This is a genomic window from uncultured Ruegeria sp. (assembly GCF_947504215.1).
In the GTDB taxonomy this organism is placed as follows: Bacteria; Pseudomonadota; Alphaproteobacteria; order Rhodobacterales; family Rhodobacteraceae; genus Ruegeria.
In genome coordinates, this window is the sequence record NZ_CANNGO010000007.1 from 95,624 (window position 1) to 107,561 (window position 11,938).

Here is an 11,938-nt window from a genome sequence, read left to right on the forward strand (position 1 = left end):
CAACGGCTGCCCCCAAACTGCGCTTACTTCGCCGCGTCCCAGGAAGACTGGATTTCGCCGGCTACGGTTGCCGCATCTTTGGCACCCGAGGAGTAGTCGACCATTCCCGTCCAGAACGTACCTGCACCCACGGCGCCCGGCATCAGGTCAGAGCCGTCAAACCGGAACGTCGTCGCGTTGGTCAGGATTTCCCCCTGCCCGCGCTGCGTGTCGTTCGAATAGTTATCTGGATTTGCGCCGAGATGTGGTGTCAGGAAACCATCCTGCGCCATCATGATTTCATGCGCGAAGGGGGTTTTCAGGAATTCCATGAACGCCTCGGCCGCTGGATTGGGGTTTGTGACCGTAAACAACGTCCCCGCCCCCAGCACCGGTGTACCCAGATCCTTTTCGGCAAATGCCGGGAAATAGAAGAAATCGGCATCCGCACCCAATTCCGTCCCTTCTGGGAAGTATGCCGGAATGAACGATGCCTGACGGTGCATCATACATGCCGGCGGGCTGTCGAACAGACCTTTGGGGCTGTCACGGAAGTCGATGGCCGCAGTATCATCCGCATCGCCAACAACGTAATCATCGTTGCGTGTGAAGGTGCCATATTCCTCGATCACAGCGATCACACGCGGATCGTCGAACTTCATCTCATTCGACACCCAGTCGTCGTAAACTTCTGGTGGCTGTGTGCGCAGCATCAGGTCTTCGACCCAGTCAGTTGCTGGCCACCCAGTCGCGCCGCCCGAAGCAAGACCAACACACAAAGGCGTTTCGCCGTCCGCAACCATCTGATCCATCAGCGCTTTGAAGTCTTCCATCGTTTCGGGCACTTCATACCCAAAATCTTCAAAATTCTCGGGGCTGTACCAGACCAGAGATTTGACGTTCACATTGAAGAAAAACCCATAGAAGCCATCCGCTCCTTCGGCATTTTCAAAAGTACCCAGGTCGACCCAGGATTGGCCGGCAGCAAAATTGTCTTTGATCCAATCAGCCGAACCATCTACCAGTGGCGTCAGATAACCGTTCTTCGCCATGTTCGCAGCCAGACCAGGCTGTGGAAACACCGTGAGGTTCGGCGCGGAACCGGCAGCAGCATCAATCAGGATCTGCTGCTCCAGTGAGTCCGAGCCGACATAGCTGGAGTTCGAGCCGGTCGCTTCGTCGAAATAGGCCACCAGGTTCTCAAAGGACTTGCCTTCACCCGCCAGCCATGGCCCGAAAATGGTCAGACTTTCGCCGGACAGATCATTTGCCTCGGCAAACGCACTGTATCCATCCCAATCAAAGTTGCCTTCGCCGACGGCATGAAGCAGTTCGCCTTCTGCCTGAACCGCCCCAGCCATCAAGGCGAGCGTCGCCGCACCTGCGTAAAGCGCGTGTTTCATAAATCTTCCTCCCAACGTTACCCTGCGCTTGATGAGACTCAATATTCAAAGCGCTTTGGATTGGCGATTTTATCCGCTAACATTTTGCTCCTGTCAACAATCTGTTTGAAAAACTCATAACTATTAATAATTCCGGATAAGGTGGCAAAACAGGTTGACGCACGACAGAATTGCTCACAAAACAGATTTGAACCCTATTTGAAGGCGCTTTGAATACTAAGATGAACCTAAAGCAGCTGTCTGAAATTCTTGGCCTCTCGCAGACAACGGTCAGCCGCGCGCTGAACGGGTACCCTGAGGTTAGTGAGGATACCCGGGTGCGGGTTCAGGCTGCAGCGCAAAAACACGGTTATCGCCCAAACAGCCGCGCCAAGGGTTTGGCGACCGGCCGATCCATGGTGATAGGTCATGTGATTCCCAGCTCGTCCAGGCACGAAATGGTTAACCCGATCTTCGGAGATTTTGTCGCCGGCGCCGTAAAAAAATACTCAGAGCATGGGTATGACATGATGTTTACCAATGCCGATGATACGTCGATTGAAGAAGCGTATCGCAGCCTGTTCCAGCGCGGCGCGGTAGACGGCGTTGTTCTGCAGGGCCCAAAGGTAGATGAACCCCGGATCGAAGTTCTGACGCGTATGGCAGTGCCCTTCATTGTCCATGGCCGCTCGACCGGAGTAGTCGGCCAGTATGACTGGATCGATGTGAACAACAAAAGCTCGTTCTTGCGTGCGACCCGATTCCTGATCGATCTTGGTCATCGCCGGATTGCTCTGATCAACGGGCTTGAAGACATGGATTTTGCACAACGTCGCCGCGATGGGTTTCTCGAAGCTTTGCGTCAGGCCGGGTTGTCGCCCAACCCTGAACTGATGCGCAGCGCCGAGATGACAGAGGTTTATGGCCACCATGAAACCCGGGACATGCTTGGGCTGGATAACCCGCCCACGGCTATTTTGTGTTCCTCAATGATTTCAGCCATCGGGGTCCGGAGGGCACTAGACGAAAGTGGGCTGGAACTGGGTAAGGATGTGTCGGTGATCGCCCATGACGATGACCTGTCTTATCTCAAGAATGGACAGGATGTTCCGATCTTTACAGCAACGCGCTCATCCGTGCGCAATGCAGGCGAAATGGCCGCCGAAATGTTGATAGAGCGCATCCAATCTCCGGACGACCCTACGAAAACTAGATTGCTGGAAGCCGAACTGGTAGTTGGCAGATCAACTGGCCCCGCGCCCAACAGGATCTGAACATGAAATACTCACGCGCTGACTTTCCCAAAGATTTCCTCTTTGGCGTGGCAACTTCTGCGTACCAGATTGAAGGGCATGCTCAAGGCGGTGCCGGACAGACCCATTGGGACACATTTGCAGCATCACCCTGCAATGTGGTGCGAGGGGAAAACGGCGATCTGGCCTGTGACCACCTGAACCGGTTTGCCGAAGACTTTGATCTGGTGCGCGAGGCCGGGTTCGATTGTTATCGGTTTTCGACAAGTTGGGCGCGGGTGCTGCCCGAGGGGCGCGGTCAAGTCAATCAAGCCGGTCTGGACTATTATGATCGCCTGGCTGACGCGCTGTTAGAGCGCGGCATCCGCCCCTGTGCAACCCTCTACCACTGGGAACTCCCCTCTCCGCTCGCCGATCTTGGCGGTTGGCGCAATCGGGATATTGCAGGTTGGTTTGCCGATTTTACCGAAGTCATAATGGGCCGTATCGGCGATCGCATGTACAGCGTTGCCCCGATCAACGAGCCGTGGTGCGTCAGCTGGCTGAGCCATTTTGAAGGGCACCACGCCCCCGGCCTGCGCGATATCCGGGCCGCAGCCCGCGCGATGCACCATGTATTGCTGGCCCATGGCAGCGCTATTCAGGCAATGCGCGGTCTTGGGATGGGAAATCTGGGCGCCGTGTTCAATCTAGAATGGTCCGAACCTGCGGATAACAGCACCGAGGCACGACGCGCCGCAGACCTCTATGACGGCATTTACAATCGATTCTTCCTTGGTGGCGTGTTCAACAAAGCCTACCCCGAAAATGTTCTGGAAGGTCTGGCGCCTTACCTGCCCTCTGGCTGGCAAAATGATTTTGAAACCATTGGTGCGCCCGTCGACTGGTGTGGGTTGAACTACTACACCCGCAAACTCATTGCCTCTGCAAACACGGCCTGGCCAAACTTGAAAGAGGTCCCGGGTCCGCTGCCTAAAACGCAAATGGGATGGGAAATCGACCCTGCCGCTCTGACCAGGTTCCTGACGCGGACGCAGAAGGAATACACGGGCGACCTGCCAATTTACGTTACCGAAAACGGTATGGCCAGCCCGGAACGTCGGCAAGATGATGACCGTATCGACTATCTAAACCAGCACTTTTCGGCCGTTCAGGACGCATTGGATCAGGGTGTCCCGATCGACGGTTATTTTATCTGGTCATTGCTCGACAACTACGAATGGGCCTACGGGTACGAAAAGCGTTTTGGGTTGGTGGATGTGGATTTTGAAACTCTTGAAAGAAGACCCAAAGCGTCTTTCCAAGCGCTGAAGTCCGCACTCAAAACAACGGATCGCGTCGCGTTGCCTCTGGCACAACCTGCTGGTTCGGTTCATGAACACTGGAATCTGGTGGCGGATGTTGGTGGCACGAACACCCGCCTAGGTGTTGTCTCAAACGGTCTATTGACCGATCTTCGCAGACACCCCACCGGCACATTGCCGGATCTCCTGGATGCCCTGCACAGTTTGCGCGACGAGATTGGGACCGATCCTCAGGCCGTTGTCGCCGCCGGAGCAGGCCCGGTCAGGAGCGGAACTATTCGCCTGACCAACGCGAATCTGGATCTGTCCGAAGCAGAACTGCACGAAGCGACCGGCGCCAAACATACCTATGTGATCAACGATTTCACGGCGGCCGCATGGTCGGTCGCCGAAGTGACCAGCGCAGAGGTCGCCGTTTTGCAAGGGGAAGCCACCCCCCCGGCTGGCACACGACTGGTTGTCGGGCCCGGGACCGGGCTTGGCGTTGGGGCGCTGCTCTATTCAGAAGGTCATTATCATACTGTGTCCGGCGAAGGCGGGCATGTCGGTCTGTCGCCTCGTCATCGCGAAGAAGTTGAAATTTTCGACGCAGCCCGTCGCATCGCGCCAAATAGCTTTTTTGGTGACAGTCTGGCGCTGGAAGCCGAGATGTTTCTAAGTGGCACGGGGCTGCCGATCTTATACCAGGCCACAGGTGTGGCGGCCGGTCAATGCGATACACCGCTCAGGTCCGCAAAAGAAATCTTGCAGGATGCGCGCAGCGGGGCTGATGCCGTGGCGGTGCAAGCGGCCCAGATCTTCACGACGCATCTTGGTGCTTTGATGGGTGACATGGCTGTCACTCTGATGCCTACAGGGGGCGTATTTCTGGTCGGTGGCGTCGCGGAAAAGAACCGCTGGTTGTTTGGCCGTGAGTTTCGCGAGGCGTTTAACGGCGGTGGCCGTTTTAGTGAGCTGCGTCAGTCAATGAACCTTTATGTTTCAGAGCAACCTGAATTTGGCATTGTTGGCGCTAACAACTTCTGCAAAAATGCGCTTATGCGGTAAGCTTGCCGCCTCATACATATTTCAGAAGAGGACCCCGGGATGATCCTGTGCTGCGGTGAAGCCCTGATCGACATGATCGCCGAACCAACGGTTTCGGGCGCAAACGGTTTTGTTCCGCATTCCGGTGGGGCGATCTTCAATACGGCCATTGCGTTGGGACGGTTGGGTGCGCCGGTGGGAATGCTGACGGGGCTGTCTTCGGACATGTTCGGACAACAATTGGCAGATACGTTACAGGCCAGCCACGTGGATGCATCGCATGTCATCACCTCAGACCGCCCCACGACCCTGGCCTTTGTCCAACTGCAGGACGGGCAAGCCTCGTACAATTTTGTTGACGAAAACACCGCAGGTCGGATGCTGCAAGCCGAAGATATGCCGACCCAGCTTTCGTCTGTGTCCGCGCTATATTTCGGCGGAATCAGCCTGGCTTGCGAGCCCTGCGCCGACGCCTACGCCGCCCTGTTGCATCGCCATGGACCCGAAAGTGCAGTTATATTGGACCCGAATATCCGGCCCGGGTTCATCAAGGACCAGACCCGGTATCGCACACGCCTGAACCGCATGATAGCGCAGGCCGACATGATCAAAGTGTCTGACGAGGATTTGGACTGGATTATCCCGGGCCCCGAAAGCCACGCTGAAAAGGTGCCACTGTTGCTTCAGGCTGGGCCTTCGGTGGTCATTGTCACACGGGGCGGCGATGGGGCAACGGGTTATCTGGCGGATGGCACTGAAACCTCTGTTCCAGTGAAGCCCGTGCAGGTCGTGGACACAGTCGGCGCGGGCGACACTTTTAATGCAGGGGTTCTTGCAGAACTAAACCGATCGGGCCACCTGAGCAAATCCGGCTTACTTGGTCTGACGGCCGACAGTTTGCGCGCAGCCCTTGCGTTGGGCACCAAAGTTGCCGGGGTAACCGTATCCCGTGCCGGGGCAAACCCACCGTGGGCTCATGAGCTTTGATCTGATGAGGCAAGCACAATGAAAAGATCAGACATCAACCGCATCAAAGCTGAGGCCCATAGCTTCATCCAGTCTTTTGGTTTTGCTCTACCACCGTTCGCAGATTGGTCTCCGAAACAAATGCGCGGCCCCAAGGCGGAAAGTATCCGCGAACGCGGGTTGGGCTGGGACATCACCGACTATGGTCAGGGAAAATTTGATGACCTAGGTCTATTCCTGTTCACCCTGCGCAACGGAGACGTTGGCGACCTGAACCAAGGTCGTGGTATGCTATACGCTGAAAAGCTTTTGATTTCACGTGATAAACAGCTGTCACCGATGCACCGTCATGTCATCAAGGCCGAGGATATTATCAATCGCGGTGGTGGTGATCTGGTCATGGAAGTTCATGCATCGAACCCAGATGGGGGTGTCGATCGCGACAACCCCGTGACTGTCCCAAGCGATGGCTGCCCAGTGACAATTCAGCCGGGCGAACTCCTGCGTTTGAAACCCGGCGCAAGCGTGACGCTGATGCCCGGCATTTGGCATGCTTTCTGGGCGGAACACGGCGATTGCCTCATCGGAGAGGTTTCTACCGTTAACGATGACCGCACGGACAACGTTTTCGAAGAGCCAATCCCCCGCTTTGCGACGATCGAGGAAGATACTGATCCCGATTTCCTGCTGGTCGCCGACTACTGACCCAAGCTTGAAGCTGGGTAAATTTGCGACGCAACTCCTCTTGTCATTTCCGACTCTTTTTGTCAGATAAGGTGTGACCCAGTCAGATCCCTCGAAATCACGGCCGGTCAAGGACCAGAGACCGAGAGACGATCATGACAAAAACACTCACCGACCTATTGGCCATGGATACTATCGCCAGCCGCCACGGATGTGCGCTGAAGCCAAAATTGCGGCAGGCAATTGAGGCCGCCCTCAGATTCCCAGCCCACGCAGCATCACCGCGGCGGGAAACCCCAATCGCCGAATGCGATCTGCCCGAAAACGTTCAAAGCCTGTCCAGCCATTCAGTAAAAACCGAAAGGCGGCGCGCATGAGTTTCTCCACCTCCGGACAAAGCGAAGCGCGCGCACCCAATGCATTGCGGGATTTCGATGATTTCGAACGGGGCCTTCTTCCCGTCATGCGGCATTTCATCCTCAGCTTTTCCGAGCCCACAACCCAAGCCTGGCAACATGCATACTCGGTCGCAATCGAAAAGTGGGGGCACGATCAAGGCCTCAATCTTGCGCACCTTGTTTTCAAAGTCATCAAGGCCGCCTTGCATTGCCGCACTGACGGGCTGGCTTTCAAAGATCCCCTGAGCCTGGAAGACCGGCGGGAAGTCACTTGTGATGAGAGAGCGTTACTGAAAATGCTACATCACATGCGACGCGATGAAACACCCGCTGCGCGAGACGCCGTTGGTCAGGTTACCGGTGGGTATCCCGATGCACATCTGATTCAAGCCGGACTGACATTGGCCAGCCGGTTTCCCATCAGCGGCGATCACCAAAGGCAATCGACACGACGCCCTTCTCTACGTGTGGTTCAGTGACGCCGCGCTGGCAATGACCTGACGCTTGACAATCGATGCGACACCAGACTAGCTGGCTGGGATGGTTCCCTTAGGTTCTCCTTGGGGATGAAAATGGGAATGCGGTGCGGCCCACGACAATCGGGCCAATTCCGTGACTGCCCCCGCAACTGTAGGCGGTGAGCGACGCCAAATCACCACTGGCCCAGAGGGTCGGGAAGGTTGGCCAAGCGACGACCCGCAAGTCAGGAGACCTGCCATCAGATGTTCAACCAACCCGGGGCGGGGCGTCCTGGAAGGAGGCTATGATGGCGCGTCTGCGTGTTCACAAGACTTGCACTTTCTGTCCGCATTTTTTGAGTGGCGGGGACTGCTATGTCCGATACTCCTGACCACTTTGTACTAATCTGCTCAACCTGCCAGGGACCAGTGGCGGCTGAAACAGCGCAAAAACTGCTGGATGAGCAGCTGCCAACCGGATTTGCGACGCGACTGATCGCGTGCATGGCAGGGTGTGAACGGCCCATGACTGTTGGCCTACAGGCGAAGCAGAAAGCGCAGTATCTTTTCGGTGAAATCACAAGCCTAAAGGATCTGACCGCAGTGGCCGAGTTTGCCCATCAGTATCTCGACAGTGAGGACGGTTGGACCAGCGCGTCCGAGCGCCCGCCTGCCCTGCTCACCAAAACACTCTCGCGGTTGCCATGTTTGCCTGCCGAGAACGGGTCATGAGCTTTTTGACCGCCGAAGGCCTTGGATATTATGCATTGAATGGCGACGTCCTGCTTCAGGACGTGTCCTTCAATCTCGACGAGGGCGCGGTTCTGGCCATCGCCGGACCAAACGGTGCCGGGAAAACCACCCTCTTGAACCTGTTATGCGGTGTTGAACGGCTTGCCCTGGGCGATGTGCGTATCCGCAACCAAAGCCTACGTAGCTTGTCAGCGCAGCAAAGGGCGCGGACCATTGCCGTGGTCGGCCAACAGGAATTGCCGGACGGCCGCTTGAGGCTGCGGGACTACGTTGCACTGGGCCAAATACCCATTCAGGCTGACCGGTCAGCGGCTGACCACAAAGCAGATCTGGACCGGGTTCTTGCGATAACCGAGCTGACCCATTTGGCCGGTAAATCAATGCGGATGCTGTCAGGCGGCGAACGGCAGCGCGCACATATTGCGCGCGCGCTGGCGCAAAACCCGTCGCTGCTGTTTCTGGACGAACCAACCAATCACCTGGATCCGGACGCCAAGGGGCATATGCTCTCATTGGTCGCAAATTTGGGTGTGACGGTGGTCATGATTGTCCACGATCTGGTCATGATCCCCGAGTTTGCCACCCATGTTGCGTTGATGAAAACCACCCGTCTCACGGGGTTCGGGCCTGTGACTGAAGTGCTGACCCCGGATCGCGTCCGGGACACCTTTGGAGTGGACTATTTATGCTTCCAGCATGAAGGCCGCTTGATCCCGGCACTCGACATCCGAAAACGAAAACTGACATCATAACAGGAGCTTATCATGATGCAGAAACTCTGGCCTGTGGCGTTGATCACCGGCCTGGCCAACGGTGCTGCCGCGCACGAAATGTCCGTGGAAAACTGCGGTGAGCCATTGGTGTTTGACACAATGCCCGAGCGGTTGGTTGTGCACGATATGAATATGACCGACATGGCCTTTGCGTTGGGTCTGCAAGACAAGATTGTTGGTCTGACCGGGATCACGGGTTGGTACAAAACCAGCCCCGATTTTGATGCGCTGCGCGGCGAAATCCCTGAACTTGCCCCAAAATACCCCACGATCGAGAATTTGGTGGCTGTCGAGCCGGATCTGTTCTTCGCCGGTTGGTACTATGGCATGAAGCCAGGTGGCGACGTGACGCCCGACACGTTGACGCCCTTTGGCATCAAAACCATGATCCTGACAGAAAGCTGCGTGCATCTGGACAAGGATCGCCCCGACGCCAGCATGAACCTTCTGTTTGACGATGTATTGCGCCTGGGCAAGGTCATGCATGTTGAAGACAAGGCCGAAGCGCTGGTCACCGAATGGAAAGATCAGCTATCGGACATCGAAACACGGACCGCTGATCTGGCAAAACCTCGCGTCTTCCTGTTGGACGGTCCGGCGGACGCGCCCTTTACGGCAGGCAAGTTTGCCATACCTGACGCGATGATCGCTGCCGCCGGTGGCGAAAACGTCACCCACGATCTGGACACCAGCTGGGGCCGCACCTCGTGGGAAGCTGTTGCCGCATCAAACCCCGAGTTTCTGGTGTTGTTGGACTACCAAACCGGCAATGGAGCGGCGGACACGTTCGAATTTCTTCAGGACCATCCAGTGATGTCGCAAACCGATGCGGTCAAGAACGAGCGCTGGATCGGGTTGCGATACGAAGAACTGACGCCCGGGCCGGCGAATATCGAAGCGATCGAGAAAATGGCGCGGGCGATGCACCCGGAAATCAACTGACATGGGCCATACAGGCCGCATAGTAGGGCTGGGGGCGGTCGTTCTGACCGCCCTTTTGCTGTTGTCCACGATCTATGGCACCACACCGATCCCAGTTTCGGACGTATTGGCAGCCATTGGATTGGGAACCGGCCTGACCGAAGGTGAAATGTCGCCCCTGCACCGAATAGTCTTCGACCTGCGCTTGCCGCGCGCCTTGTTTGCGGCCGTGATTGGCGCAGGTTTGGGCGTTGTCGGCGTGGTGTTGCAAACCACGACACGCAATGATCTGGCGGACCCGTTCCTTTTTGGACTGTCTTCAGGCGCGGCGGCTGGGGCTGTTTTGGTCATCACCGTCACTGGTGATGTACTGGGCATCTGGACCTTGCCCCTTGCTGCATTTTGCGGCGGTTTGATTGCATCCGCGATCGTGCTTGCACTGGTTCAGGGGCTACGCACCAGCGCGCCAGAAAAGCTGATCCTAGCTGGCCTGGCCGTTTCGTTCCTGTTTTCGGCAATCACAAATTACCTGATTTTTGCGGGCGACAGCCGCGCTGCACATTCGGTGATCTTCTGGATGCTTGGCGGGCTGGGGCTGGCCCGGTGGGAGACGTTTCCGCTGGTGCTGATCGGGCTTGGGCTGATCCTTGGCTACGCATTGTACCGCAGCCGCTGGCTGGATGCGCTGCTGACCGGAGATTTCACGGCCGCCACATTGGGCATTCCGGTTCAGGGTTTGCGCTTTCGCATGTTCTTCGTGGCGGCTTTGGCAACGGCAAGTTTCGTTTCGGTTGCCGGGGTAATCGGGTTCGTTGGCCTCATGGTGCCCCATATCGCACGTGGGATCGCCGGAACCCTGCACCGTAACCTTCTGATTGCATCCGCAATTGTTGGGGCGATCCTGCTTACCCTCTCCGATATTCTGTCGCGCCTTTTGCTCGCGCCACAGGAACTGCCCGTTGGGATCGTGACGACATCCATCGGATCGCTGTTTGTGTTTTTGTACTTGTTCAAATCAGCACGTACCGACTGAAGATCTCGGTTCGAACCCGGCCAGAGACACCTCGATCAGGACAAATTGTTGGCCAACAACAGCTGGATCAACGGGTTTGGAAAACGCCGCCGAAATGTCACCGCATGAAAGTTTTCTTTGATGCGCGGATGCTCCTGCGCCTCAACCAGTCGGCCCGAGGATAGCTCATCCTGAACCACAATCGGCGCGACCAGGGCCAGCCCGATATCTTCTCGGGCCAAAAGACGCATCATCGCCATGTCATCAACCTCGGCCGCGATCTGCGGGCGAACCGCAAGACGGCTAGCCATTGCGTCGAATGCCGTGCGGACACTGTTGTTGGTGGTCGGCAGAATGAAAGGGTGTTCCGCCAGCAAGTCTTTGATCGCGCGCTTCGGGTCCAGCCGGGCCGGAGTACCCACAATACTTACGGGTTGTTCTGCTAGATGATGGGTTTCGAATTTGGTCAAGCTGTCGCTTGCAGGTTCATGATTCATCAAAACCAGATCGAAATTCAGCGTTTCCAACCCTTCGAGCAATTCGCTTGGGCTGCCTGAACGCAAGATGACCTCAACATCGGTTCGCCCTAAAATAGGCCGCAGAAACCCGATCTGAAAGTTCCGTGACAAGGTCGCCTGAGCGCCGACACGCAGCGCTTGCCTTGTGTTTGCTGCGTCTTGCAAAGTGGCCACAAGTTCTTGGCCGGTAGCGAAAATTGCGTCCGCATGGTCCAGCGCAATGCGGCCCGCTTCGGTCAGGTGCAGCTTGCGACCCCGGCGTTCGAACAGAGGGTGCCCCAGACGTTCTTCAAGATCCTTGATCTGAACTGACAAAGCAGATTGCGACAGGTTCAAACGTTGTGCTGTGCGGGTCAGGTTCCCGTCATGTGCGACGGCCCAAAAATACCTCAGGTGATGATAGTTCAACGGCATATCGTTCTATTTAATAGAATGATATCAACCAAACAATGAATTTTTCATAATCATACTTACGAAATATGTCCTGCTAGGCGGGCTGATGCAGCCTGAA

General features: G+C 56.4%; 12 protein-coding genes, 1 pseudogene and 1 riboswitch. Of the genes and pseudogenes, 11 read left to right on the forward strand and 2 right to left on the reverse strand.

Annotation, left to right across the window (positions count from 1 at the left end; all coding sequences use genetic code 11):
- Positions 1-23: 23 nt before the first annotated feature.
- Positions 24-1,382, reverse strand: a complete 1,359-nt coding sequence (locus tag Q1B21_RS14020; RefSeq protein WP_299890244.1) for an ABC transporter substrate-binding protein — start codon at positions 1,380-1,382, stop codon at positions 24-26.
- A 221-nt stretch (positions 1,383-1,603) separates the two neighbouring features.
- Between Q1B21_RS14020 and Q1B21_RS14025 the strand changes: the two genes are divergently transcribed.
- The 11 genes and pseudogenes from Q1B21_RS14025 to Q1B21_RS14075 all read left to right on the forward strand — a co-directional run bounded on the left by Q1B21_RS14025 (position 1,604) and on the right by Q1B21_RS14075 (position 10,930).
- Positions 1,604-2,635, forward strand: a complete 1,032-nt coding sequence (locus tag Q1B21_RS14025; RefSeq protein ID WP_299890246.1) for a LacI family DNA-binding transcriptional regulator — start codon at positions 1,604-1,606, stop codon at positions 2,633-2,635.
- Between the two features lie 2 nt (positions 2,636-2,637).
- Positions 2,638-3,936: pseudogene (locus Q1B21_RS14030) on the forward strand (GH1 family beta-glucosidase); the annotation flags it as partial.
- A 69-nt stretch (positions 3,937-4,005) separates the two neighbouring features.
- Positions 4,006-4,965: an ROK family protein gene (locus Q1B21_RS14035; RefSeq protein WP_299890399.1), complete on the forward strand. Its 960-nt coding sequence runs from the start codon at positions 4,006-4,008 to the stop codon at positions 4,963-4,965.
- Positions 4,966-5,004: 39 nt separating this feature from the next.
- Positions 5,005-5,931, forward strand: a complete 927-nt coding sequence (locus Q1B21_RS14040) for a carbohydrate kinase (protein WP_299890248.1) — start codon at positions 5,005-5,007, stop codon at positions 5,929-5,931.
- Positions 5,932-5,949: 18 nt separating this feature from the next.
- A complete protein-coding gene (locus tag Q1B21_RS14045; protein ID WP_298935090.1) occupies positions 5,950-6,615 on the forward strand; it encodes a D-lyxose/D-mannose family sugar isomerase in 666 nt (221 codons plus the stop codon).
- A 134-nt stretch (positions 6,616-6,749) separates the two neighbouring features.
- Positions 6,750-6,971, forward strand: a complete 222-nt coding sequence (locus tag Q1B21_RS14050; RefSeq protein WP_298935091.1) for a hypothetical protein — start codon at positions 6,750-6,752, stop codon at positions 6,969-6,971.
- Positions 6,968-7,471 (forward strand): hypothetical protein, encoded by a 504-nt coding sequence (locus Q1B21_RS14055; protein ID WP_299890251.1) that lies wholly within the window; start codon positions 6,968-6,970, stop codon positions 7,469-7,471. The genes Q1B21_RS14050 and Q1B21_RS14055 overlap by 4 nt, the downstream gene beginning before the upstream one ends.
- Before the next feature lie 45 nt (positions 7,472-7,516).
- A riboswitch (cobalamin riboswitch) is annotated at positions 7,517-7,727 on the forward strand.
- A gap of 98 nt (positions 7,728-7,825) precedes the next feature.
- Positions 7,826-8,182: a DUF1636 domain-containing protein gene (locus Q1B21_RS14060; protein ID WP_299080324.1), complete on the forward strand. Its 357-nt coding sequence runs from the start codon at positions 7,826-7,828 to the stop codon at positions 8,180-8,182.
- Positions 8,179-8,955, forward strand: a complete 777-nt coding sequence (locus Q1B21_RS14065) for an ABC transporter ATP-binding protein (RefSeq protein ID WP_298935094.1) — start codon at positions 8,179-8,181, stop codon at positions 8,953-8,955. Before Q1B21_RS14060 ends, Q1B21_RS14065 begins: the two co-directional genes overlap by 4 nt.
- 12 nt (positions 8,956-8,967) lie before the next feature.
- Positions 8,968-9,918, forward strand: a complete 951-nt coding sequence (locus Q1B21_RS14070; protein ID WP_299890254.1) for an ABC transporter substrate-binding protein — start codon at positions 8,968-8,970, stop codon at positions 9,916-9,918.
- A gap of 1 nt (position 9,919) precedes the next feature.
- Complete coding sequence (locus Q1B21_RS14075) at positions 9,920-10,930, forward strand: iron ABC transporter permease (RefSeq protein ID WP_299890256.1); 1,011 nt, start codon at positions 9,920-9,922, stop codon at positions 10,928-10,930.
- Positions 10,931-10,965: 35 nt separating this feature from the next.
- Here the strand turns inward: Q1B21_RS14075 and Q1B21_RS14080 are convergent, their stop codons facing one another.
- Positions 10,966-11,841: a LysR family transcriptional regulator gene (locus Q1B21_RS14080; RefSeq protein WP_299890258.1), complete on the reverse strand. Its 876-nt coding sequence runs from the start codon at positions 11,839-11,841 to the stop codon at positions 10,966-10,968.
- Between the last annotated feature and the right edge of the window lie 97 nt (positions 11,842-11,938).